At 51.9% G+C, this 25,179-nt stretch carries 21 protein-coding genes; 9 read left to right on the plus strand and 12 right to left on the minus strand.

Annotation, left to right across the window (positions count from 1 at the left end):
• Window positions 1-17: 17 nt before the first annotated feature.
• Window positions 18-1,940: an ATP-binding cassette domain-containing protein gene (locus NNX04_RS15845; RefSeq protein WP_261946421.1), complete on the plus strand. Its 1,923-nt coding sequence runs from the start codon at window positions 18-20 to the stop codon at window positions 1,938-1,940.
• Between the two features lie 82 nt (window positions 1,941-2,022).
• On the opposite strand, the gene NNX04_RS15850 is transcribed toward NNX04_RS15845, so the two are convergent.
• The 3 genes from NNX04_RS15850 to NNX04_RS15860 all read right to left on the minus strand — a co-directional run bounded on the left by NNX04_RS15850 (window position 2,023) and on the right by NNX04_RS15860 (window position 5,019).
• Window positions 2,023-2,586, minus strand: a complete 564-nt coding sequence (locus NNX04_RS15850) for a hypothetical protein (RefSeq protein ID WP_151055622.1) — start codon at window positions 2,584-2,586, stop codon at window positions 2,023-2,025.
• Window positions 2,587-2,777: 191 nt separating this feature from the next.
• Window positions 2,778-4,340, minus strand: a complete 1,563-nt coding sequence (locus tag NNX04_RS15855; protein ID WP_198284731.1) for a TerC family protein — start codon at window positions 4,338-4,340, stop codon at window positions 2,778-2,780.
• 25 nt (window positions 4,341-4,365) lie between these two features.
• Entirely contained in the window at window positions 4,366-5,019 is a 654-nt protein-coding gene (locus NNX04_RS15860; RefSeq protein ID WP_040391008.1) for an exopolysaccharide biosynthesis protein, read from the minus strand.
• Between the two features lie 144 nt (window positions 5,020-5,163).
• Here NNX04_RS15860 and NNX04_RS15865 point away from each other — a divergent pair, with 144 nt between their 5' ends.
• On the plus strand, window positions 5,164-6,336 hold the full coding sequence (locus NNX04_RS15865; RefSeq protein ID WP_261946422.1) for a GNAT family N-acetyltransferase: 1,173 nt from the start codon (window positions 5,164-5,166) through the stop codon (window positions 6,334-6,336).
• Between the two features lie 32 nt (window positions 6,337-6,368).
• On the opposite strand, the gene NNX04_RS15870 is transcribed toward NNX04_RS15865, so the two are convergent.
• The 6 genes from NNX04_RS15870 to glnA all read right to left on the minus strand — a co-directional run bounded on the left by NNX04_RS15870 (window position 6,369) and on the right by glnA (window position 13,713).
• Window positions 6,369-7,859, minus strand: coding sequence for a methyl-accepting chemotaxis protein (locus NNX04_RS15870; protein ID WP_261946423.1), 1,491 nt, complete (start codon window positions 7,857-7,859; stop codon window positions 6,369-6,371).
• A gap of 263 nt (window positions 7,860-8,122) precedes the next feature.
• A complete protein-coding gene (ntrC, locus tag NNX04_RS15875) occupies window positions 8,123-9,559 on the minus strand; it encodes a nitrogen regulation protein NR(I) (RefSeq protein WP_007638565.1) in 1,437 nt (478 codons plus the stop codon).
• Window positions 9,546-10,619, minus strand: coding sequence for a nitrogen regulation protein NR(II) (glnL, locus tag NNX04_RS15880; protein WP_007638563.1), 1,074 nt, complete (start codon window positions 10,617-10,619; stop codon window positions 9,546-9,548). Before glnL ends, ntrC begins: the two co-directional genes overlap by 14 nt.
• A 153-nt stretch (window positions 10,620-10,772) precedes the next feature.
• Window positions 10,773-11,309 carry a DUF4124 domain-containing protein gene (locus NNX04_RS15885; protein ID WP_151055628.1) on the minus strand — a complete coding sequence of 179 codons (537 nt, stop codon included), beginning with the start codon at window positions 11,307-11,309 and terminating at the stop codon, window positions 10,773-10,775.
• A gap of 72 nt (window positions 11,310-11,381) precedes the next feature.
• Window positions 11,382-12,056 carry a ferric reductase-like transmembrane domain-containing protein gene (locus NNX04_RS15890; protein ID WP_261946424.1) on the minus strand — a complete coding sequence of 225 codons (675 nt, stop codon included), beginning with the start codon at window positions 12,054-12,056 and terminating at the stop codon, window positions 11,382-11,384.
• 256 nt (window positions 12,057-12,312) lie between these two features.
• The gene (gene glnA, locus NNX04_RS15895; protein WP_007638557.1) at window positions 12,313-13,713 is read right to left on the minus strand and encodes a type I glutamate--ammonia ligase; all 1,401 of its coding nucleotides are present in this window, start codon (window positions 13,711-13,713) and stop codon (window positions 12,313-12,315) included.
• A gap of 602 nt (window positions 13,714-14,315) precedes the next feature.
• On the opposite strand from glnA, the gene NNX04_RS15900 reads away from it, so the two are divergent.
• Window positions 14,316-15,527, plus strand: a complete 1,212-nt coding sequence (locus tag NNX04_RS15900) for a cation:proton antiporter (RefSeq protein WP_040391004.1) — start codon at window positions 14,316-14,318, stop codon at window positions 15,525-15,527.
• Between the two features lie 105 nt (window positions 15,528-15,632).
• Here NNX04_RS15900 and NNX04_RS15905 read toward each other — a convergent pair whose 3' ends face one another.
• The gene (locus NNX04_RS15905) at window positions 15,633-17,252 is read right to left on the minus strand and encodes a methyl-accepting chemotaxis protein (protein ID WP_151055630.1); all 1,620 of its coding nucleotides are present in this window, start codon (window positions 17,250-17,252) and stop codon (window positions 15,633-15,635) included.
• A gap of 281 nt (window positions 17,253-17,533) precedes the next feature.
• On the opposite strand from NNX04_RS15905, the gene thiI reads away from it, so the two are divergent.
• The 4 genes from thiI (at window position 17,534) to NNX04_RS15925 (ending at window position 22,819) form a co-directional block, all read left to right on the plus strand.
• On the plus strand, window positions 17,534-19,012 hold the full coding sequence (thiI, locus tag NNX04_RS15910; RefSeq protein ID WP_261946425.1) for a tRNA uracil 4-sulfurtransferase ThiI: 1,479 nt from the start codon (window positions 17,534-17,536) through the stop codon (window positions 19,010-19,012).
• Entirely contained in the window at window positions 19,009-20,070 is a 1,062-nt protein-coding gene (locus NNX04_RS15915; protein ID WP_261946426.1) for an acyltransferase, read from the plus strand. Before thiI ends, NNX04_RS15915 begins: the two co-directional genes overlap by 4 nt.
• Window positions 20,071-20,305: 235 nt before the next feature.
• On the plus strand, window positions 20,306-22,057 hold the full coding sequence (gene typA / locus NNX04_RS15920) for a translational GTPase TypA (protein ID WP_232283040.1): 1,752 nt from the start codon (window positions 20,306-20,308) through the stop codon (window positions 22,055-22,057).
• 102 nt (window positions 22,058-22,159) lie between these two features.
• Window positions 22,160-22,819: a hypothetical protein gene (locus NNX04_RS15925; protein WP_261946427.1), complete on the plus strand. Its 660-nt coding sequence runs from the start codon at window positions 22,160-22,162 to the stop codon at window positions 22,817-22,819.
• Window positions 22,820-22,855: 36 nt separating this feature from the next.
• On the opposite strand, the gene hemH is transcribed toward NNX04_RS15925, so the two are convergent.
• On the minus strand, window positions 22,856-23,878 hold the full coding sequence (gene hemH, locus NNX04_RS15930; RefSeq protein ID WP_261946428.1) for a ferrochelatase: 1,023 nt from the start codon (window positions 23,876-23,878) through the stop codon (window positions 22,856-22,858).
• Window positions 23,879-24,113: 235 nt separating this feature from the next.
• Here hemH and NNX04_RS15935 point away from each other — a divergent pair, with 235 nt between their 5' ends.
• On the plus strand, window positions 24,114-24,416 hold the full coding sequence (locus NNX04_RS15935) for a DCC1-like thiol-disulfide oxidoreductase family protein (protein ID WP_410004059.1): 303 nt from the start codon (window positions 24,114-24,116) through the stop codon (window positions 24,414-24,416).
• Window positions 24,417-24,462: 46 nt separating this feature from the next.
• Window positions 24,463-24,744, plus strand: a complete 282-nt coding sequence (locus NNX04_RS15940; protein ID WP_261946429.1) for a DUF6482 family protein — start codon at window positions 24,463-24,465, stop codon at window positions 24,742-24,744.
• A gap of 19 nt (window positions 24,745-24,763) precedes the next feature.
• Here NNX04_RS15940 and NNX04_RS15945 read toward each other — a convergent pair whose 3' ends face one another.
• Entirely contained in the window at window positions 24,764-25,159 is a 396-nt protein-coding gene (locus tag NNX04_RS15945) for a gamma-glutamylcyclotransferase family protein (RefSeq protein WP_007638537.1), read from the minus strand.
• Between the last annotated feature and the right edge of the window lie 20 nt (window positions 25,160-25,179).

The raw sequence follows: 25,179 nt of genomic DNA on the forward strand, positions 1-25,179 counted from the left end.
CTGCTAGAATGCGCGCCATGATTCAATTACAAAACGTCTCCGTTCAGCGCGGCACCAAATTCCTGTTGGATGGTGCTGACCTCACTATTTACCCTGGCCAGAAAGTCGGTTTAATCGGCGCCAATGGCACAGGCAAATCCACTTTATTCCAACTATTGCTCGGCCAATTGCACAGTGATACCGGCTCGCTGGATATCCCCAAGCAGTGGCGCGTCGCGCATATGGCGCAGGAGGTTGGCCATACCAGCCGCAGTGCGCTGGATTATGTGCTCGATGGCGACAGCGAATTGCGCCGTTTGGAGCGCGCCATTGCCACCGCCCTGCAGGACACGGAACACAACGGCGAAGCCTTGGCACATTTGTATAGCGATATGGAAAATATCCACGCTTACACTGCGCCGTCGCGCGCACAGCAATTGTTAAATGGTTTGGGTTTTGCCCCGGGTGATGACCAGCGTCCGGTATCGGATTTTTCCGGTGGCTGGCGCATCCGTTTGAACCTCGCGCAGGCGCTGATGTGTCCATCGGATTTACTCCTGCTCGATGAGCCGACCAACCACCTGGATTTGGATGCAACCCTGTGGCTGGAAGAGTGGCTCAAACGCTACGCCGGCACCTTGATTATCATTTCGCACGATCGCGACTTTCTCGACAATATTGTCGATCGCATTGTAAATATCGAAAAACAAAAACTCGATAACTACAGCGGCAACTATTCCGCGTTTGAACGTCAGCGCGCGGAAAAGCTCGCACAGCAACAGGCGAGTTTTGAGAAGCAACAAGAGCGTATTGCCCACGTCGAAAGTTATATTCGCCGTTTCCGTGCGCAGGCGACTAAAGCGCGTCAGGCACAGAGCCGGATTAAAGAGTTGGAGCGCATGGAAAAAATTGCGCCCGCCCATATCGATTCGCCGTTTACCTTTACGTTTAAATGTCACGACAAAATGTCGGTGCCGCTGGTGCATATCGCACGCGCTGATATTGGCTATAAAAATGATCAGGGCAACAAAGTTATTTTGAATAAAGTCGAGCTGAGCATTCGCGCGGAAACGCGTATCGGTTTGCTCGGCCCTAACGGCGCGGGTAAATCCAGTTTGGTAAAAACCCTCGCCGGTTCGCTGCCGTTGCTGAGCGGTGATCGCACTAACGGCGAACATTTCAAGCTGGGTTATTTTGCGCAGCATCAATTGGAAGCGCTGGATATTAATGCCTCCGCCGCGTTGCATATCCAGCGGTTAGCGCCTATGGCGCGCGAGCAGGAAATTCGTGATTTTCTCGGCAGTTTTGATTTTCACGGCGACCGCGCGTTTGAACCTATCACCCATTTTTCTGGCGGTGAAAAAGCGCGTTTGGCGCTGGCGATTATCGCGTGGGAAAAACCTAACGTCTTATTGCTCGACGAACCCACCAACCATTTGGATTTGGAAATGCGTCACGCACTCACCATGGCGCTGCAGGAATTTGAAGGCGCGGTGATTGTGGTATCGCATGATCGCCATTTGTTGCGCAACACCGTCAATGAATTCTGGCTGGTTGCCGATGGCAAAGTTGAAGAGTTTGACGGTGATCTGGAGGATTATTACCAGTGGATGCAACAGCAAAAAACCACGGCGGCCGCGGTCGAAAAAGAAAAAATCATCAGTGCAGAGGGCGGTGATAAAGTCGATAAAAAAGCCCAGCGCCAACAGTCCGCAGCGCAACGCGCGCAACTAAAACCGCTCACCAATAAATTGAAAAATCTGGAAGCGCAGTTGGAAAAACTCCAGAAACGATTAAGTGAAATTGAAAGCCTATTAGGCGATAGCAGTATTTACGATGATAAAAATAAAACAAAATTGCAGGAGCTGATTACCGAGCAGGGGAAACTGCAAACGCAACTGGAAGAAACCGAAGAAAATTGGCTGATGATCAGTGAAGAGCTGGAGGCGGCAAACCAATAACAGTCAATTTTTTCCAATAAAAAAGCCGACAAAAATGTCGGCTTTTTTATTGGTAGCACAGTCCAGAATTTACCCTGGAGAATTAAAAATTCATGCGCACGCCCAAAGCAATTTCTGAGGCTTCTGTACCCAAACCAACATCCGCGGTTGCAGCAAAGTTGCGTGCGAACCAGTAGGCAAGGCCACCACTTAATACGGTGTTGCCATCAAATGCAGTGTGGTGGGCCAGTTGTGCTTTTGCTTCCACTTGTTGATTGATAAAACCACGCAGACCAACGGCAGCAACGATGCCCGAGTCGCTGTCATAATGATCAATATCAACATTTTCTACACTCAAGGTACCGTACAAACTTGAATCGGCGCCAAACAATGTGTGGTAACCAATACCCACGCTCAGTGCTTCAGCACCACAGCGGCCATCGCTCAGGTCACTAAAAGAACCCACGGCAAAAAAATCGCTGTTCAATTCCAGGCTGCCGCTCAGGCGCAAACCGTCTTGATCACAGTTGCTGTCATCAATGTCCTGATTTACAAATTGCAGTGCGGCGTAGTTGTAACTGATGGGCGAATTTGCCAACACATTTACGCTGCCGAATAAACCTGCCGCTGCGATAACCAAGCCCATCTTTTTGATTGATGATTTCATAAAAATTCTCCAGTAAGGTCTTCAAGGGTGATACTAATCTGCGCAAATGAACAATAACTGAATGTTCCTCGGCACTAATTTTGTGGCGGCATTATCTGCAGATTTTGTGCGCCAGTCGGTGCGCTGGGTCTCGTACGATGACACATTTTTCATCTTATTTAGCCCATACACAGCGAGTGACGGTTTTTTACTCAATATCCAATTTGCGGTGTGCCCAGATCGTTGACGAGCGGTGTGGCACACACCTGCAGAATGCGGCGGCCTTCCATACTTTTGATTTGAAATTCATAACCCGCGAGCAAAATTTGTTCATCCACCACGGGCACATGCTGCAGTTGTTCGAGCAGTAAACCCGCGAGGGTAAAATAATCGCCATCGCCGCGATCCAGTTTAATGTGCAACAGCTCTTCCACTTGATCGAGGGCGATACTGCCGTCCAGCCACCAGCTATTGTCGCGCGCGACCGCGAGCGGTTGGTCGTTGGTATCGGCTAATTCACCGGCAATCGCCGCGAGCAAGTCGCCGGTTGTGACCAGACCTTTAATGCTGCCGTATTCGTCAATCACAATGGCGAGCGGCAAAGGCTCCTGACGCAGCATTTCGAGCACTTTGAGCGCACTGGTGCCTTCGGGTACCGCGAGCGGCGAGAGTGCCAGTTTGGCCAAGTCGAGCGGTTGATTGTCGAGTGCGGCGGTGAGTAAATCGCGGCTCTGGACTACGCCCAGCAGGTTGTCCAGTTCGTCGCGGGCGACCAATAGGCGGGTTTGCGGGGTGGTTTTCAGAATCTCCAACAGCTCTGCCGGGCTGGCGTTGGCATCCACCCACACAATATCGGGGCGCGGGGTCATGAGTGATTGCACCGGGCGATCTGAGAGCTGCAGCACGCTGCGAATCATGCTGCGCTCGCTGTGTTCAAAGGCGTCATCTTCACCGCGATGGGCGGTCATGCCGGCGATATCCTCGCCCACTTCGTCCGCATCGCCACGGCCACCCAGCAGTTTCAAGACTGCTTCAGCGGTTCGGTCGCGCAAGGGGCGTTCGCCAATCAGGTGGCGGGTGCGGTTGGAGCGCGCTAACTGGTTGAAAACCTCAATTAATATAGAGAAGGCGATAGCGCCATACAGGTAACCTTTGGGGATGTGGAAGCCGGCACCTTCGGCTACCAGGCTGAAACCAATCATCAGCAGGAAGCCCAAACAGAGCATCACCACGGTGGGGTGACGGTTGACAAAATCGGTGAGCGCCTTGCTTGCTACGATCATGATAATCATGGCGATAACCACCGCAATCATCATCACTTCCACGTGTTCAACCATGCCCACGGCGGTAATCACGGCATCGAGCGAGAAGACAGCATCCAGCACAATAATTTGCGCGACTACCGCCCAAAAGGCGGCGTGAACCTGACCTTTGCGTGCGGTGATGGCCTTACCTTCCAGGCGTTCGTGCACTTCGACTGTGGCTTTAAAGAGGAGGAATATTCCGCCCAGCAACAGGATTAAATCGCGCCCGGAGAGGGATTTATCAAAAATACTGAACAGCGGTTCGGTAAGTGTCACCAGCCAGGAGATGCCCAGGAGCAACAGCAGGCGCATCAGCAATGCCAAACTGAGGCCGATAACCCGCGCTTTGTCGCGCTGGTGCGGGGGAAGTTTGTTGGCGAGAATGGCGATAAAGATCAGGTTGTCGATCCCCAGCACAATCTCAAGCACGATAAGGGTTAAGAGTCCCAGCCAGGCGCCGGGATCAGCCATCCATTCCACGTTTATAGCCTCAGAATTAAAACATCCGCTCGATAACCAGCAGGGTAGTTTTAAAAATCACCCATGCCAGACCACCCAGCAGTACCCAACTTGCAATACCCAGTGCGATACCGGTAAGTACACACACACCATCGGTTTCAATCAGGCCGAGGGCAATAAATAATATCCCCAGGGCGGGCATGAGGTTCCCCAAGGGAATCGGCAGGGCCAGCAACAGTGCGAGCACGGCACAGAAAGCACCTAGCCAGCGCTCGGCGTTACCCGCCGTGAGAAAAAGAATGCGCGGTTTCATGAGCCGCTCAATACGCTTTAGCCAGGGCACTACCTTGTTAATCAGTGCTTTGAAATCGGTGGTGGCCAGTGAACTATTGGCAATCCAGCGCGGTAGATATACCCGTTCATGCCCCAACGCCATTTGCACCGCCACAAATAAAAGTGGCAGGCCGGTAATCGTTGAAACACCGGGAATGCCCAAAATGGGCAGTGAATTGGGGAGGGCGAAAATCAGCAGAATAAAACCGAAGGAGCGCTGGCCGAGGGAATCAGTGATATCACTAACTTTTACTCTCTCAGCACTGACGTTGGCGGCAAAATCCAATAGCAAGGAGGATAAACTGACACTTGAATGACGTAGCACTGGCAGCCCGGGGTCGGGATCAGACATAGACATTGAGTAACCAATAGTGACTAAAGTGCGCCGATTCTACTGCACTCATGGTGACAAAGACCAGCAAGCCTATTTGTGGTTGCGTAACTTTACCGATGGTGGCCTGAATCTATAAGGTTGCCTTTCCCTTGCGATGGAGCCACTGGCGTGCAAATTCGTTTTATCAGTTCAATCCTGTTGGTGGATGCGGGCAGCTGGAATAGGCTTTGCCCGCCGGATTACCCCTTTGTCCGCTATGAGTTTCTCTGTGCGCTGGAGACCAGCGATTGCACCTCTGCCCGCAGCGGCTGGCAGCCGCACCATCTGCTGGTGGAGGCCGATGGGTGTTTGATCGCTGCCATGCCGGGTTACATCAAAACTCACTCTTATGGCGAGTATGTGTTCGATTGGGCCTGGGCTGACGCCTATCGCCGTCATGGTTTGGAGTATTACCCCAAGTGGATTAATGCGGTTCCTTTTACTCCCTGTTATGGGGCGCGTTTGTTGTGCGCGCCTGAGGCGTCGCTAGCGGAGCTGCTGGCGCAGATTGCCCCCGCGCTCAATGCCGAGTGTGTAAGCCAAGGCCTTTCCGGTTGGCACTGCTTGTTTCCCGATGGCACCATGAGTGAGCAGTTGCGCACCCAGGGGTTGATGCAGCGCCTGGGGTGCCAGTTCCATTGGGTTAATCAGGGGTATGCCGGGTTCGAGGATTTTGTCGCCAGTATGAGTGCACGCAAGCGCAAAAATATCCTCAAGGAGCGCCGCCAAGTGCGGGAGCAGGGGTTTGCGTTTGCAGTAAAAACCGGCAGCCAGCTTGACCCTGCCGATTGGGAAACATTTTACGCCCTGTATCGCACGACTTATCTCAAACGCAGCGGTCACAGCGGCTATTTGACGGAGGACTTTTTTCGGCAGTTGGGCGCCAGCATGAGCGAGAATCTGGTGCTGATTAGTGCCAGCAAAAGTGATGACCCGCAGCAGCGTACTATCGCCGCCTCACTGTTTGTGCGCGATAGCTCCACGCTTTATGGTCGCTACTGGGGTTGTTTTGAGGAGTATCAATTCCTGCATTTTGAAACCTGTTATTACCAGGGTATTGAGTACGCCATTGCCCAGCAATTGCAGCGCTTTGATGGTGGCGCGCAGGGGGAGCATAAAATCGCACGGGGATTTGCGCCGGTGCTGACCTATTCTAACCACTGGATTGCAGAGCCCGGTTTTCGCTCTGCGATAGCGCAGTTTGTGGCGCAGGAGGCCGAAGGGGTTGTGCAGTATGCGGCCGAGGCTAGTGAACTTTTGCCGTTTAAAAGCATTGACCAGAACGACAAAATGGCGCCCTGAGGCGCCATTTTGGGTAGGGACGAGCTCTGAAGCTAGACTTTGAAACTGTCGATTTGTTTTTTCAGTTCGCTGGTTTCGTTGATCAGCTGGCTGCCGCTGTGGTTGACCACCTGCGCGTTTTCCACCACGTTTTCAGACAAGCCGTGAATCGCCGTAATGTTTTTACTCACCTCATTAGCGACAGAACTCTGTTGATGGGATGCTGTAGCGATTTGGTGGTTCATGTCATTAATAGTGCCGATATTGGCGCGAATTTTACCCAGTGCTTCACCCACTTTGGATGCGGTGTCGATGGTTTCGCGCGCCGAGGTGGTGCTGGTGTGCATCGCCTGATGTGCTTCATCGGCGGCGCGTTGCAGCTGCACAATAATGGATTCGATTTCCTCGGTGGACGAGCGGGTTTTCTGGGCGAGTGAGCGCACTTCATCGGCTACCACCGCAAAACCGCGGCCCTGTTCACCCGCGCGCGCAGCCTCAATCGCCGCATTCAATGCAAGCAGGTTGGTCTGTTCAGCGATAGTGCGGATTACTTCCATCACCGAGCCGATATTCACTGAGTTGTTTTTCAATACCTGAATTTTCTGCGCGGTGGATTCGATTTGTCCGGTCAGGCGGTTCACGTTTTCCAGCGATAAATTCACAATGGTATTGCCCTCTTCCGCCAGGATACTGGTGGCGTTGGTACGCTCGGCGGTTTCACCGGCATGGCGTGCAATTTCAGTCGCCGAGGCGGACAGCTCTTCTACCGCGGTGGCGACTAACTCAATCTCACGCAACTGTTGGGAAGTGGAATTAACGGTACTTTCGGTCGCGCGGCTCATGGTATTGACGTTGGCGCGCACCTTGTCATTTACCTGCACCACGTTGCGGATGATGTCGGCAATATGCTCCATCACGCGGTTAAAGTTGTGCGCCAGGGCCGCAATTTCATTGCCGCTATTGGTGGGCAGGCGGCGGGTTAAATCGCCACCGCCATCGGCGATGGTGGAGAGTGAGCGAGTCACTTCATACATGGGGGCCAGCACCATGCTGCGCACCAGGAAGTAAACCGTCAGCAGGCTGACTGCGAGCAGCGCGATTACCGTTAAGGAGTTGGTTTGAATTTGATCGGCTAATGCATCAGTCATGGATTGGCTGCTAAAGGTGATGTCGTAGCTGCCAATGGTATTACCGCCATACACAATAGGAATGGCCTGACGGACTATTTGCCCTTCGCTGCGATCATCGTCGGCCGCTTTAGCCAGTGACTTGCCGCGATGATCTACGACATTAACTGATGTAATCAGGGAGGTATTCACCAGCGATTTGGCAATCGCCTCGATTTGTTGGAAATCATAAGCAAACACTGCTTCCAGAATGGAGCTGTTGGTGAGCTCCACCATGGCCGCTGTCTCGCTATCGAGTTTGTTTTGCAGGTCGCTGGCGGCAATGCGGTAGTTAACAAAAATTACCAGCAGCGCAATGGCTGTCATTACCAAAAACAAGAAGGTCATTAATTTTGTAAGTAAGGATTTTTGTACCATGGTTCCCCCCGAATTAATTCGGTTTATAGCGCTTATTGTTGTTTGAGCCGTTGTGTAATCACTATTGCGGCTTCTGGCCAGGAATCTTGAGCGGCTGGGTTCCGCTGCCTTGGTCATGATCGCAATGTTGATAAGTGTTGTGAGTATAGACACAGCTAACAGAAGCTGCGCGCACAGGAGGGGAAAAGTAAGAAATGATTTAGGCGCCAACCGGGTTGGCGCCTACTGGGGGAATACAATCGCGTCAGGTTGAGCGGTTGAGCTTAATCTTCACCGTCGCCATCCGGGTCGTTGCCTCCTGCCATACCCAACTCTTTGAGTTTACGGGTGAGGGTATTGCGCCCCCAGCCGAGCAGGTTGGCGGCATCGCGCTTGCGTCCGGCGGTGCTTTTCAGGGCGGTCTCAATCAGTGCGCGCTCAAATGTAGGTACAGCTTCGCTGAGCAGTTGGTGCTGGCCGCGCGCCAGCGCTTGGTCGGCCCAGTGACGCAGTGCCTTTTCCCAATCGTCAGCCGGAGTGGAGACTTCTTTGTTGTCGAGCAGCTCTGGTGGCAAGTCTTCGATATGCACTTCGCGCCCGGACGCCATCACTGTGATCCAGCGACAGGTATTTTCCAGCTGGCGCACGTTGCCTGGCCACTGCAGGGTGCAGAAATACTCTTCGGTTTCCGGCAGCAGCACCTTGGGGTCAACATTTAATTCAGTCGCCGCTTTGTGCAGGAAGAAGCGCGCCAGCTTGGGAATGTCTTCGCGGCGGTTGGCGAGTTTGGGGATATGGATGCGGATAACGTTGAGGCGATGGAACAAGTCTTCGCGGAAACGGTTGTCTGCGACCAGGGTTTCCAGATTCTGGTGGGTGGCAGCGATAATGCGGACATCCACCTTTACAGGTGTGTGGCCGCCCACGCGATAGAACTCACCGTCAGCCAATACGCGCAATAAGCGGGTTTGGGTTTCGGCGGGCATATCGCCGATTTCATCGAGGAACAGAGAGCCGCCATTGGCCTGTTCAAAACGCCCCTGGCGCTGTGCGGCAGCGCCGGTAAACGCGCCTTTTTCGTGGCCAAATAGTTCGGATTCCATCAAATCTTTGGGAATCGCCGCCATGTTGAGGGCGATAAACGGTGAGTTGCGACGGGGGCTGTGGCGATGCAGGGCACGTGCCACCAGTTCTTTACCGGTACCCGATTGACCGTTGATCAGCACGGTAATGTTGGATTGCGACAAACGGCCAATGGCGCGAAATACTTCTTGCATCGCCGGTGCTTCACCGATGATTTCCGTATTGGTTTCCAGCGCTGTCTCGGTACCGTGGTCTGACTTTTGCTCCTGGGCATGGGCGAGGGCGCGCTGGGTCACGGCAACGGCATCATCCACATCAAAAGGTTTGGGCAAGTATTCAAACGCACCGCCTTGGTAAGCGGCGACGGCGCTATCCAGATCCGAGTGGGCGGTCATGATGATGATCGGAATTTGCGGGTGGGTCGCATGCAGGTTGCCGAGCAGGGTCAGGCCGTCGGTGCCGGGCATGCGAATATCGCTGATGATCGCATCGGGTGCATCGCGATTGAGCTGGCTCATGGCGCTGTCCACCGACTCAAACAAGCGCGTCTCTATATGCGCTTGCTGCAGGGCCTTTTCCAGAACCCAGCGAATGGAGCGATCGTCATCGATAATCCAGACTTTATTAGACTTCTGCATGGTAGGTTTCCATTGGTAAGTAAAGCGAGAAGCGGGTATTGCCCGGCTCGCTATGGCACTCGATGAGGCCATGGTGCTGATGAATGAGATGTTGCGAAATGGTCAAACCCAAACCCGTGCCCTCGGCGCGGCCGGAAATCATGGGGTAAAAAATGTTTTCGATCATGTGCTCGGGTATGCCCGGGCCATTGTCGATAATGTCGATGCGGCAAATCAGGCCGTGGTGTTTGCGGCCAATGGTGTATTGGCGCTGGATACGGGTGCGCAGTTGGATCACCCCGTTATCCACCTGTGCCTCGGTCAGCGCCTGCATGGCGTTGCGCACTATGTTTAGCAGCGCTTGAATCAGCATCTCCTTATCACCTTGCAGTTCAGGAATACTGGGGTCGTAGTCGCGCACGATTTTGATCGCGTCGTCGCTTTCGGCCTTGATGATATTGGCCACCCGCTCAATCGCCTCGTGGATATTGAGTGACTGCCATTTGGGCAATTGATTGGGCCCGAGCATGCGATCCACCAGATTGCGCAGGCGATCCGCTTCATCAATGATGATGCTGGTGTATTCGGTCAGGCTGCTGTTGGGCAGTTCACGCGCCAGCAGTTGCGCCGCGCCGCGAATGCCACCCAGCGGGTTTTTGATTTCATGAGCCATACCCCGAATCAGGTTGCGGCTGGTCTCGTGGGATGAGGTCAGCATCTCCTCGCGGCTGATGCGCAATAGGCGGTCGATCGGCTGGATTTCAATAATTAACCCATCGTGATTGCCAAAGGGGGTTACGGTGTAATCCACCGTCACCGAGCCACCGCTGAGCAAGCGCCATTCCGCATGGCGTTTGGTGTAATGATTGGCTTGGGTTGCCGCCATTTTAAGTTGGCGGTCAGTTTCATCGGACTCGTAAAAGAAATAAGTGATGGGTTCGCCGGTATTGCTCTCGCAGCTCATGGCCAGCAAGGCTTCGGCGGCGGGGTTCATATGGCAAATCAACAAGTCCACATCCACCAAAATAATGGCGGTACTGAGGCTATCCAATATGGGCTTGTAGATATTGTGCGAGTTCACCGGCTTTTGCTCTCCTGAACGCCCTGACAATGGGCAACTAGGCTACTGCAAAAACCAAACCAAGTTAGCAATCGGCATGATCCCGCAAATTTAGCCTGAAAAACTATCCATAATGGTGAATAGCGGGAAAATCATAGCACCAAAATGGTGCGCTTATTTGGGGGTGGGCTTTGGTGGGGCATTCTTTTTGATAACAGGGCGTATTACGTTAACAATCACCGGTGCCGATGTGCCCAATGATTGCCCATTCACGTCGATGGCTTCGACAACCAGGGTGTGGGTGCCGCGCGGCACATCCTTCACGATGATATTGTTCATCGTGGTCTCCTCCAGTAGTTCACCATTCATAAAATACACCAGCAGGTGACCCTCCCGGAGGGCAGGCTGAAGTACGGTGGCAATGGCCAGATCGCGCTGGCCAACCGGGATAGTGACATCGGAGCGGGGGCTAATAATCTCAATCCGGTAGTCCACCTGCGCCGGGCGCGAGTCTACCGAAATGGCTGGTGATGAGTTGGGGAGTGGCTGGGCGCCGGGTACGGTATTGATCTCGCGCAGTTCCAGCTTTTCGGCATTGTCGGTTTTGGGTTTGTCGGTATAAACCGTGCGGCCATCCTTATCGACGGTTTTGTAAACTTCCGCTGTAGCCAGCGGAGCAATGAGTATTAACAAAAGCCACCAGACGCGCATTGCACTCTCCCATTAGGTTGATTTGCCCTAGGTTACTCGCGCTGCGCCCAAAGAAAAAGCCCGTCGCGCGCTTTAGCCGCTACGGTGAGTCAGTTCGGTTTGGCTGCGTCTGTTGGCTTGCGCCAACTTGCCGACAAGACGGATTGCCACTGCAGCGCAGATGATGCCAAACGGTAGCAGGTACCAATCACTCATGGGAATGCGCTTGAAATTAGCAAAGGCGAAAACGGCGACGATGATCCACATGCCTATCGAATGCAGTCTTTTCCAGGCTTTTGGTCCCATGAGTTTTGCAGGTGTTTTGAACGAGGTGATCGCCATTAACACTATAAATACATAGGCCAATGTGCCGGGGATATTATCGATAACAGACCTTGCTGGCCAAAATCCTGTATGCAGCTGTCCATAGAAATAGATCAACACAGCGTGAACAAAATGGGAAAAAGCAAAGGCTAAACCAATAAAACGCCGCTCACGCACCAGAGCTTTGGTGAAGGGGGATGGTGTTAGTACGGCGAAAGCAGAAGCCGTAAATGCGGCGATGAATAACACGAAAGAGGAGCGCGCTGTAGCGCGGATTGCACTGCGTAACCCCTCTACCAGATCCGGCTGCATCGCTACCGCCAGGCCGGTCATAACAAGGATTAATACAGCGCTCACATGGAAGAGTTGCCAGCCTTTATACATCTGGCTTGAGAATAATCTCTGAATGGTCATGCCGATAGCGAAGCGGGTAAGTTGGCTCATTGCATCGATTCCTTTTAAGGTTAATGGTTAAGCAAGATCAGGCGCTAGAGGTTTTTTGTGTCAGTAAGGGCATTATCTAGCAATGATCAGTACGAATTGATGCAGTTTGTGTTCAATATTTGATAGATCGTATCGAGTGTGACTGGGCGCATATCGATCTCGTTAGAAATGGCTAAAAAGCGGGTAAGAAAAAACCCGCAAGCCAGGCTATGCGGGTTTTTGAGGTCTGACGAGGCTGCCTAAGCAGCCCTGACTTTTACACTGAGTAGTAGAGTTCGAATTCTACTGGGTGCGGAGTCATGTTGACGCGTTGGATCTCTTGTTTCTTCAGGTCGATGTAAGCATCGATGAAGTCTTTAGAGAACACACCGCCAGCCAACAGGAAGTCATGGTCAGCTTCCAAAGAGGCCAAAGCTTCTTCCAAAGATGAGCACACTTGTGGGATTTCTGCTTCTTCTTCCGGCTCCAGATCGTACAGATCTTTGGTCGCTGCTTCGCCCGGATGAATCTTGTTCAGAACACCGTCGATACCGGCCATCAGCAATGAAGCGAAGCACAGGTATGGGTTAGCAGTTGGATCAGGGAAGCGGGTTTCGATACGCTTGGCTTTTTCACCAACAGTGTAAGGAATACGGATAGAGGCAGAGCGGTTACGGGCAGAGTAAGCCAGCATTACTGGAGCTTCAAAGCCTGGAACCAAACGCTTGTACGAGTTGGTAGACGCATTACAGAAAGCGTTCAAGGCTTTAGCGTGCTTGATGATACCGCCAACGTAGTACAGAGCAGTTTCGCTCAGGCCAGCGTAAGCGTCGCCCGCGAATTGGTTTTTACCATTCTTGGAGAAAGACTGGTGAACGTGCATACCTGAACCGTTATCACCGATCAAAGGCTTCGGCATAAAGGTTGCGGTTTTACCGTATTGATGAGCAACGTTGTGTACGCAGTACTTGAGGATCTGTACTTCGTCCGCTTTCTTAACCAGAGTGTTAGCGCCTACGCCGATTTCACATTGGCCAGCGTTAGCAACTTCGTGGTGATGGATTTCGATTTCCAGGCCCATGGCTTCCATGGCGTTACACATAGCGCCACGGATGTCGTGCAGTGAGTCTACTGGAGCAACGGGGAAGTAACCGCCTTTTACGCGTGGCGCGTGGCCGTGTTTACCTTCAACGTCGTCACCTGATGACCATGCCGCTTCTTCGGATTTGATTTTGTAGAAAGCACCGCCCATTGAGCTGTGGAAGTGAACGCTGTCGAAGATGAAGAATTCTGGCTCTGGACCAAACAGGGCTACATCGCCCAGACCGGTAGACTTCAGGTACTCTTCAGCGCGCAGGCCGATAGAGCGTGGGTCGCGGTCATAACCTTGCATGGTGGCTGGTTCAACGATGTTACAACGAATGTTGATGGTTGCTTCGTCGTAGAAAGGATCCAGAACAGCAGTTGAATCGTCTGGCATCAGGATCATGTCTGAGTCGTTAATGCCTTTCCAGCCAGCGATAGAAGAACCGTCGAACATTTTACCGTCAACGAAGAAACTGTCGTTTACAACGTGGGCAGGGAAAGTTACATGCTGCTCTTTACCTTTGAAATCGGTGAAGCGCAAATCAATCCAGCGAGCTTCGTGTTCTTTGATCAGGTCTAAAGTCTTAGACATTGAATGCCTCCAAGTGTTATAGCCCGAAGGCTACGGATTGTGAAAAGTTATAACTACCAAGATAACCGGCCGAAGGTCGTTTACCTGAAAATTTTCCCCACTTCATCCGGACTCGCGACTCATTTAGGGGAGCGGGGCAAGACTAGGGTGTCAGAAAAGGGGCAAAATATATGCCATTTAAATAAAATAGCAACACACCTTTAAAAATAAGGCTCCTGGGGTCATGGAGGCCTGAAAAATATTGCCATAAGCACTATTTTGGTGCGGTATTTCTGTTAAGTGATCTATTGTGGTGCGATTGTGTGCTGTGTTGAATAGTGTCGCCATATTAGCATCAAGAATGCCTCTTGGCATGTCACAGAAAAGCGGTTGCTTTGCACCAAATCGTGTCGCTGACTAGCGTGCGTGCATTCTCACTGTGAAGCCATTCATTTTTGCTGCAAAAGTCGATAGTCAATTTCTATGGTGTTCGCCTCGCTCCACGTCTAATTCCCTTGTAGCCTGCGCCGCGATTGGGTAACACCGACGGCGAGGTGATATGCCCGGGGGTTTATCGCTCTTTTTTTAACCAATACTCTACCCAGAACAATAAAAGGTTAGTTATGCATGCAATGACAACAACAGAAATATTCCTGATTGCCATGGTAATCATTTTTACGGTGCCCTTTTTAATTTGGCGCCTCGGTCGCACTGACTATTGGGCACCCCTGGTGGTCGTACAAATCATCATGGGTATAGTGCTTGGCCCGGGTGTGCTGGGCAAAGCCTTTCCTGAGTACTACACCTTTGTATTCACCCCGGATGTCATCAAATCGCTCAACGGTATTGCTTGGTGGGCGGTAATGATTTTTGTGTGGATTGCCGGGATCGAGCTCGACCTGAAAAAAGCTTGGGCCTACAAGCGGGAAAGTAGCATCACCGCTGGGCTTGCGCTGGGTACACCGCTGCTGTTTGGTTGTGGGGCAGCGCTGGCGATGATGGCCTTTAGCGATGGCTGGATTGGTGCCAAGGGCATGACCTGGCAATTTATTCTGGGTGTGGGCATGGCCTGTGCAGTAACGGCGCTGCCGATTCTGATTCTGTTGATGGAAAAGCTTGAAATCCTGCGTCAACCGATTGGCCAGCGTATTTTGCGTTACGCCAGTTTGGACGACATCGCCATCTGGGGTGTATTGGCGTTGATTCTGCTGGATTGGGAGCGTGTGGGTCGCCAGGGTATGTTTTTGCTGGGCTTTACTGTGCTTGCTTACTTATTCCGCAAGTTGATGGTGGCGATTCAAGAGAAAGACCGCTGGTACGCTGGTTTTATCTGGTTGGCAGTCTGCGGTCTCGCAGCCGACTGGGCGGGTTTGCACTATATGGTCGGCGCCTTCCTTGCCGGTGCCGTAATGGATGGCGAATGGTTTAATCAGGAAGATATGGATAAATTACGCCATTTTGTCCTGATGATCATCATGCCCGTATTCTTCCTCAGTACTGGTTTGCGCACCAATTGGGATGTGGGTGGCACGGCGGTATTTATCGCGGCAGCCATCCTGCTGGTGGCTTCAGTGGCGGGTAAATTGGCTGGTGTGCATGCGGCGGGCAAAATCCTCAAGTGGGAAAAAGGCGAGGCATCGATTATTGGTTGGTTGTTACAAACCAAAGCGCTGATCATGATCATTTTTGCCAATGTTTTGCTCGACAAGGAAATCATCACCAATGAAACCTTCACCGCGCTGCTGATCATGGCAGTGGCCAGCACCATGCTGACCGTACCGGTGGTAGCGCCCAAGTTGCAAAAAATGAAAGAGATTATCTTCCGCTCCAAGTAGTTCATGGCTGCGGATATACGTAAAAATCCCCCGTCATTCAGGTGACGGGGGATTTTTATTGGCGCTGATCAACGATCAGATGATGGGTGCAATAAACTACGCGGCTTAAATAACAAAGCGCGATACCAGTGTATTCAAATCAGTTGCCAGCCGCGCCAGCTCGTAGGTAGCAGCACTGGTTTGATTGGCGCCTGCCGCCGATTGGGTGGAGAGATCGCTGATGTTCACAATATTGCGATCCACTTCGCGCGCGACCGCGGCCTGTTCTTCCGACGCGCTGGCAATCAACAGGTTGCGTTCACCGATCTGCCCCGCCTTTTGGTAAATCTGCTCCAGTGCGCCGCCCGCTTGCTCGGCCACGGTGAGGGTTTTACTGGCGTGTTCGACGCTGCCTTTCATCGATTCCACCGCTGCTGCTGTGCCGCCTTGCACCTTGCTAATCATCTGTTCAATTTCTTGGGTGGACACTTGGGTGCGATGCGCCAGTGCGCGCACTTCGTCCGCCACTACTGCAAAACCACGGCCAGCCTCTCCGGCACGCGCCGCTTCAATTGCCGCATTCAAGGCGAGCAAATTAGTCTGTTCAGCGATGGCGCGAATCACATCCAATACCTTGCCAATATCTTTGGATTGTTCCGCGAGACCGCCAATCAATGCTGAGGTGCGCCCAAACTCTTGGCTCATGGATTTAAGTGCCGCTACTGTGTGATGCACTTTGTCGCGCCCATCATGCGCCAAGCGAGAAGATTCATTGGACTCCTCGGCCGTGCTAACTGCATTGCGCGCAACCTCGTCCACCGCGGCGCTCATTTCGGTGACTGCCGACGCAGCCTGCTGGATCTCATCATTCTGCCGCTGTAAGTTGCGTGAGGACTCTTCCGCTACCGAACTTAGCTCCTCGCCTGCAGAGGCTAACTGTACCGACGAGTTGCCAATTTGGGTGATGGTACTGCGCAGGTTATCTTGCATCATCGCGAGTGATGCGAGCAGGCGCGCTGGCTCGTCGTTGCCGTCAAAGCGGATCTGCTGGGTAAGGTTGCCGGTGGCGATGGTTTCGGTGGCGGCTACGGCTTGTTGTAAGGGGCTCACAATGCTGCGCGTGATCATAAGTGCCAGCACGGCAGTGATGAAAAGGGCGATGACAATACTGCCAATGACTAAGGTTTGGGCGCTCGTATAAGCTTCGCTGGATGCATCGGCTGCCTTTTTGGCGCCATCGCGGTTTATTTGTCCAAGGACAAGAAGCATCTTGGTCATTTGGTCGGCGAGAACATTGAGTTCGGTGTCCACAATGGTGATCGCAGCGGTGGTGTCACCCGCTTTCATGGCGGCCAAAACCCGCGCGGTATTCTGCATATAGAGTGATTTGGTTTGCTTGAGATCTTCGAAAATCCGCCGTTCTTCAGGCTCGGTAATTTCGCGCTCAAAGGCCATAGATGCTTGCTCAAGCTCTTGCGCGCGCGACTGCAAATTTGTTTCTCCTTTGGCAACCGCAGAGGGGTCTGCGTCCACCACTAAACGCACCGCATTAACGCGGTAGCGCATCAGTGCGAGGTTTAAATCTCCCACGGCGTTAAGGGTGGGAATCCAAATACCAGTAATTTCTTTTGTATGGTTATTCATGTTCGACATGCTGTTCAGGCCGAAAATGCCTTGCGCTAACAAAATCAGCGCAAGCGCTCCAAAGCCAAATGTCAAACGCAATCCTATCCTGATGTTTCTCATTGCTTCCTCTCTGTTGCAGCAAAATGCTTATGGGTTAATTCAGTCAAAGCCATACGGGTCATAGGTCATTGAAATGCCCAGTGTTATTGAGTATTGACCAATATGCTTAAACGTAAAGCCACAAAAAATTATATCCACCTGATCTGTATTCTGCGCTGGAGCGTAAGCTTGCCCCCGCTTTTTGTTCAATCTTGCTTTATAATCGCCGCCTTTTTATCCAGCTAGCTGCAGCTGTCAGATCCATCTTGGGCTACAGCTGAATGTCCCCAGGCGCGACTTCCATGCATTTTGTTGTCAAAGTTTTTCCCGAAATCATTATGAAAACCCCTCCGGTACGTAAGCGCTTTATCAAGCAGCTGCGCGACAACCTGAGGTTGCTACTGGCCAATATCGGGGTGCAAATTGATGTGCAGCGCGACTGGGAAAAAATTGAAATTCGCAGCCCCGAGGCAGATGCACAGATCACCGCGCAGGTCGCCGAGGTGCTTGCCCATACCCCCGGTATCGCCAACTTTGTGTTGATTCATGAATATCCCTTGGGCGATTTGGAGTCGATTTTCCAACACACCCTGCATCACTGGCGCGAGCCGCTGGCCGGCAAAACCTTTTGTGTGCGCATCAAGCGCGTGGGGCAGCACAGCTTTAGTTCGGTGGAGGCCGAGAAGTATGTGGGCGGTGGTCTGCTGCAGCATTCGCAGGCCAAGGGCGTGATACTGCAAAAACCGGAAATCACTGTGCCGCTGGAAATCAAGGGTGATCGCCTGTGGGTCGTCACCAGTAAAACCCAAGGGCTGGGTGGTTATCCGCTCGGCGCGCAAGACCCGGTGCTGTCGCTGATTTCCGGCGGTTTTGACTCCACCGTCTCAACCTATCTGTGCATCAAACGCGGCCTGCGTGCCCACTACTGCTTTTTTAATCTGGGCGGCCGCGCCCATGAAATCGGCGTGAAAGAAGTTGCCTACTACCTGTGGAATAAATACGGCGCCTCCCATCGGGTGAAGTTTGTCACTGTGCCCTTTGAGGAAGTGCTGAAAGAGATTCTGGAAAAAGTCGACAACGCTTATATGGGCGTGGTGCTCAAGCGCATGATGCTGCGCGCAGCGGAAAAAGTGGCGGAATCGCTGGAGATTCCGGCGCTGGTAACCGGCGAGAGCGTGGCGCAAGTAGCGAGTCAGACCCTGATCAATCTGAATGTGATTGATCGCGCCGTCGACACTGTAGTGTTGCGTCCGCTGGTAACTATGGACAAGGGCGAAATTATCGACATCTCGCGCAAAATCGGCACTGAGAGCTTTGCCGCGAGCATGCCTGAGTACTGCGGGGTGATTTCGGTCAACCCGACCACCAGAGCCAAATTGCCGCGTGTAGAGCACGAGGAAAGCAAGTTCGACATGACGATTCTGGATCGCGCCTTCAGCGAGCGGCGCGCGCAGAATATCGACGAAATTGTCGATGAGCTGGATGCTGACCTGAGTGTGCCCATGGTGGGCGAAATCGCCGCCGGGCAGGTGGTGATTGATATTCGTCACCCGGATGAGCAGGAGGCCAATCCGCTCAAACTGGATGGCATAGATGTGCGCGTCATCCCTTTTTATTCCCTCAACAACCAATTTGCGCACTTGGATAGCAGTCTCCAGTATTTTCTCTACTGCCAGAAGGGGGTCATGAGTCAATTGCATGCCGCCAATCTGAAAGATGCGGGCCACCTTAACGTGGGGGTTTATCGCCCCGAACCACGCAGCGCCTGCGCCATTTCATGAGCCTTGCGCCAGTGACAGCGCGGAGGGAACGAATAGTCGAGTTTGATTACCTGCGCGGTCTGGCAATTGGCGTGATTGTGCTCGGTCACTCGATTTTCCTTGCCCAACCGCTGTTTCCGGCGCTGCTCGAAAACCTGTTGCGCGGTGGCACTGGGCTGTTTGTATTTATCTCCGGTTTCTTCTTCCATCGCGTATTTGCGGCGCGTTTTGACTATCGCGATTTTGTCGCGAAAAAAACCAAAGCCCTGTTGATTCCGTTTGTTTTTATTTCGCTATTGGCACTGCTGATTCGCGCCTTTGGTTGGTGGCAGGATGGCCTCCCCTGGCAGCAGAACCTGCTCAATGTCTGGTACACCCTGCGCAATGGGTATGTGCTCTATCCTCACTGGTACATTCCTTTCATTCTCTTGACCTTTTGCTGTGCCCCGCTGCATATGCGGTTCTTGCAGTTGCATTGCCGCTGGCAATTATTGTTGCTGCTGGCGTTTTCGGTAGTTGCGCTGTTTCTGCATCGCCCCCAGTCCAACAATAATTTTTTACAGTCGCTGGTTTACTACACGCCTTTTTATTTGCTGGGTATGTTGGTTTCGCAATATTACGCACGAGTGCATCAATGGCGCGGGCTGCTGCTCTTGGGGAGTGTGCTGGTGGTTGTAGTCACAGCGCTGAGCCAAACTTATCTTTGGGGTCATCTCGGCAATTACCACAAGGCCGCATTTAGTTATGAGGGGCTGGATCTGCAATTTGTGCAGGTATTGTTTGCCTGTATTGCCCTGTTGTTACTCTGCTACCACCTCCACTGGCGCTGGTTGCAACAGCATCTGGCATGGCTTGCTGAACTGAGTTTTCCGATCTTTTTTATCCATCCGCTGCTGACAATCGCGCTGGAAAATTTGGTACAAACGGAGGTGTTTAAACCATTTTTGCCCGCAGCCAATATCCAACTCAGTCTCGCCATCTTTGTCGCGACATTTATTGTGCAGTTTTACGGATCGGTGGTGATTGCGGTGGTGTTGCGTCACACGCTGGGTTCAGATAGCAGGTGGCTGATAGGGTAAAAAAGTGGCTTGGCGTGATTATGGGCGGCCAATAGCCCAAAAAATCACCAATTAGCATCGCTTAGTCATATCCGTGCAACACCTTCATAGGTATAATGCGCGCCTTTTTACGCTTCCCCATTTGCCTTTCTTTAGGCGCATACCCAAGAGTAATTCCATAGTGACAGACAATTCAGCAATCGAAAAACTACGCAATATCGCCATTATCGCCCACGTTGACCACGGCAAAACCTCTATGGTTGACCAGTTGTTGCGCCAATCAGGGACCCTTGATCGTCGCGATGACGGCGCCGACCTGATCATGGACAGCAACGATCAGGAGCGCGAGCGCGGCATTACCATTCTGGCGAAAAACACCGCCATCAAATGGAATGACTATCGCATCAATATCGTGGACACTCCCGGCCACGCCGACTTCGGCGGTGAAGTAGAGCGCGTATTGTCGATGGTTGACTCGGTATTGCTGATTGTGGACGCCGTTGGCGGCCCAATGCCACAAACCCGTTTTGTAACCTCCAAAGCGTTTGAACAAGGTTTGAACCCAATTGTGGTTATCAACAAGATTGACCGTCCGGGCGCTCGCCCTGAGTGGGTGGTAGATCAAGTATTTGACCTGTTTGACCGCTTGGGTGCGACGGAAGAGCAGCTCGACTTCCCGATCATTTACGCCTCCGCGTTGAATGGTGTTGCTGGCCTGTCACCCGATGACATCGCCGATGACATGACTCCGCTGTTCCAAATGATCGTAGACAAAGTGAAGCCGCCTAAAGTTGACCTGGATGGCCCCTTCCAAATGCAAATTTCGGCGCTGGACTACAGCAGCTATGTGGGTGTTATCGGTATTGGCCGTATCACTCGCGGCAGTCTGTCGCCCAACCAACAAATCGTTGTGGTTGACCACGAAGGCAACACCCGTAAAGCGAAAGTGCTGCAAGTGATGGGTTACCACGGCTTGCAACGTATCGAGACCGACAAAGCTTACGCGGGCGATATCGTGTGTATTACCGGTGTCGATAAACTCGGTATCTCCGATACCCTGTGCAGCCCGGATTGTATTGAGCCCTTGCCAGCACTGTCGATTGACGAGCCAACCGTGAGCATGACCTTCCAGGTAAATGACTCGCCCTTTGCCGGTAAAGAAGGCAAGTTCGTCACCAGCCGTAACATCAAAGACCGTTTGGATCAGGAATTGATTGCCAACGTAGCGCTGCGCGTACAGCAAGGCGATTCACCGGATAAATTTATCGTTTCCGGTCGCGGTGAATTGCACCTGTCGGTACTGATCGAAAACATGCGTCGTGAAGGCTACGAGTTGGGTGTATCGCGCCCGGAAGTGGTTCAGAAAATTATCGACGGCGTGGTACATGAGCCCTTCGAGCAAGTGGTCATCGACGTTGAAGAAGAGCATCAAGGTAAAGTGATGGAAGAGCTTGGCCTGCGTAAAGGCGAGCTGAACAATATGGAGCCGGATGGCAAAGGCCGCATCAAGTTGGAATTCCTCTGCCCATCGCGCGGCTTGATCGGTTTCCGTGGTCAGTTCCTGACCATGACTTCCGGTTCCGGCATCATGACCAGTATTTTTGACCACTACGGCCCGGTAAAAGAGGGTGAAGTCGCCAAGCGTCAAAACGGTGTGTTGGTTTCCATGGTGAAAGGTAAAACCCTCGCCTACGGCCTGCACCCACTGCAAGATCGCGGTCGTTTGTTCCTCGGTGCTGGTGTGGAAGTGTACGAAGGTCAAATCGTGGGTATTCACTCGCGCTCCAATGACCTGGTAGTAAACCCAACCAAAGCCAAGCAATTGACCAACGTACGTGCTTCCGGTACTGACGATGCGCTGACCCTGTCTCCGCCTATCCGTCACACTCTTGAGCAAGCATTGGAATTTATTGAAGATGACGAATTGGTAGAAGTAACGCCACAAAGCATCCGCCTGCGCAAAAAACTGCTCACCGAAAACGAGCGTAAGCGCGGCAAAAAAGCGTAACGATTATTGCCTGATTAAATAATTGTTCTGTTTTGCAAAAATCCCCGACGTAAAACCTCGGGGATTTTTTTTGCACAACAAGCCACTGATTGGACATTCCCAATGAACATCAAACAAGCTATTTTCACCGCGTTTAAACAAAATCTCTTGCCTGGTTTGGTGTTGCAAATTTTTGCAGTCAGTATGTTGTTGGTTTATTTTTTTATCCCTGCCGCCAAGCCGGCGTTCACCTTATTTGGCGAGTTAAAACAAACTTACGGATTTGGTTATTCATTTATTGCTACCGCGCTGTTTGGTGGATTAATTCCATTCCTGTATTTGTGGTTAAGCAATAGCCTTCCGCCGCGTTGCAACCTTCTGGTGTTACTGATTTTTTATATTGTCTTTTGGGGATTAAAAGGCATGGAGGTGGATTTTTTCTATCGCCTGCAGGAGCAGTGGTTTGGTAGTGGTAATGACTTACCGACGATAGCCACTAAAATGGCGGTGGATCAATTTCTTTACAGTGCACTCTGGGCGGCACCGGGCATTACTATTGTGTATCTATGGATGGAGTCCGGCTGGAGTGTTCGTGCAACGCGGCAGGCAATGAGCAGGGAATTTTTCTTGGTGAAAATTCCCACGGTTATTTTATCCAACTGGTTGGTGTGGATTCCGGCAGTGAGTGTGGTTTATGCCATGCCCACAGAATTGCAAATTCCTTTGTTTAATTTGGTGTTGTGTTTTTGGGTGTTGCTGTTGGCGGTACTAAATAAAAAATAATTTGCTCCCTGCTTTTTTAAAAAGACAGGGAGGCTTCTATACCTTTGATTTCAATAATTCCACCAGCGCATGAATATGATCCGCGCGGTCATTCAGGGCTGGAATATAAGCGTATTTTTCTCCGCCCGCTGCTATAAACGCATGGCGATTTTCCACTGCCAATTCCTCTAAGGTTTCCAAACAGTCGGCGCTAAATGCCGGCGATATAATCGCGATATCTTTGATGCCGTCTTTCGGCAGATTTTCCAATGTTTCATCGGTATAGGGTTTCAGCCATTCCTCGCGACCAAAACGCGATTGAAAACTGGTGAGGCATGTGTTTTTATCCAAGCCCAGTTTTTCCTGCACCAAACGCGTGGTTTTTTGACACAGACAAAAGTAGGGGTCGCCCGAGGTTAAATAACGTTTGGGCATGCCGTGATAGGAAAAAATAATTTTTTGCGGCAGGCCATTTTGTTCAATGTGCTCGCGCACAGAGTTAGCCAGTGCTTCCACGTAGAGCGGCTCATCACAATAGTTATTAATAAAATGTAACTCCGGCACCCAGCGCCAGGTTTTTAATTCCATCGCTACGGCATCAAAGGTTGAGCCGGTGGTGGGGCCAGCGTATTGCGGGTAGAGTGGCAACACAATAATTTTGCGCACGCCTTCGAGTTGCAATTCACGCAGCGCACTGTGAATGGAAGGGTTGCCATAGCGCATGCCCAATTTAACACTGAATCCATTCCCCAGCTGTTCCTGAATCGCCACCTGTTGTTGTTTGCTAATTGCCAGTAGCGGCGAGCCTTCGCTGGTCCACACACTTTTATACAACGCAGCAGATTTTTTTGGGCGCACGCGTAAAATAATGCCGTGCAAAATCAGCATCCAAATCACGCGCGGTACTTCAATCACTCGCGGATCAGCCAAAAACTCTGCCAGGTAGCGACGCAGGGCGGGTGTGGTGGGGGCATCGGGCGTGCCCAGATTTGCCAGCACAATACCGATTTTTGCCTTGGGTTTATTGGCGGCGTGAAAAATCGGGTCTATGTCGTAATTCAGTGCTGTGTATTGACTCATTATCTATCTCCGTAAAACGCGATGCGCTAAAACCTGCGGCGCTAAAGCAGCACAACATACCCGCTCGCTGTGAGTCCGGCAAGGCGAGCGTTGATCCAGGTGGGAAGAACTGGCGTAAGTATTAACGTTTGAGAAACCACTCGTTAATTGAGGTTTGCGATTTATGCCATTGCCCCTGCCCATCCAAAGCGCCCAACTTTTTTATGATGGCCGCTGTCCATTGTGCGCAGGGGAGATGGCTCTTTTACGCAAACACAAACGTGCTGGATTAACCCTGGTGGATATTCACTCGCTGCTGAGTATTAGTGAGGCAGAGCGCGAGCAGATGTTGCGCGATTTGCATCTGTTATTGCCGGATGGTCGCTGGCTGTTAGGCGTGGAGGCGAATGTAGCGGCCTGGTCATTTACACCCATGGGCTTTTTATGGAAGCCGCTGCGCTGGCGAATTTGGTCGGGGCTGGTGGATCGTGTTTATCGCCGCTGGGCAGATAAGCGTTACTGCAAAAGCTACGCGTGCTCGCTGGATAATGCGAGTTGAGAAAACCCAACTAAACAACACAGCAATTTACTGTTGAGATGTCGCTATGGTCAGTGGGCGTGCGTTAATTTTCAGTTACAGTGATTGTGCGCATTACCTTGCCGGCACTACCCAAGAGCCTGAAGGCTCAAGTAGCGCCGCACAACTGCTGCGCAATGCCGAGGGGAAAGTGGCAAAATTCCCCAGCCTGTTTCGCGCACGGGAGGCACTGAAAAAGTTGGGCTACTCCAATGGCTGGCTGGTTATGCAATCGCCCTACGATGAAATGATTGGCAACGGGGCGGCGCAAAAAACGGAATTGCCGATGCCGTTTAACCTTGGCGATTAATGGTGGTGTGCCTGTGTTTTTAGGGGTTCAGAAAGTCGCCACTGGTGATAATTTCCAAACCCTCACTGGCGTGTTGATAAGCGTAAACCCATGCCGACAGCGCTACTCCTGACGTCGTTAGTAAATTAATTTTCTGGCGTTGATATTCCTGATCCGGTTGTGCGGGGTAATCGCACTCTTCATACACATCCAATCGTGCTAATTGCTCCGCGGAGTGGAGTTTATAAACCTCTCCAATCACCTTGCTCCCACTGTTATCGAGTTTCAGCGCCGGATAATAGCTAACCCGAAACAAAGTGCCATCTACTGCTGCGCTGTCGATAAATTCTGCACCTGCCAAATAAATATTGTGTGCCCCTGTGCTGCACGCGCGGCGCAAGGTGCCGTACACAAAAATAAATTCACCGTCGTACATAAATTAATTCACTTCTGACT

It is taken from the genome of Cellvibrio sp. QJXJ (assembly GCF_024452345.1).
In the GTDB taxonomy this organism is placed as follows: Bacteria; Pseudomonadota; Gammaproteobacteria; order Pseudomonadales; family Cellvibrionaceae; genus Cellvibrio.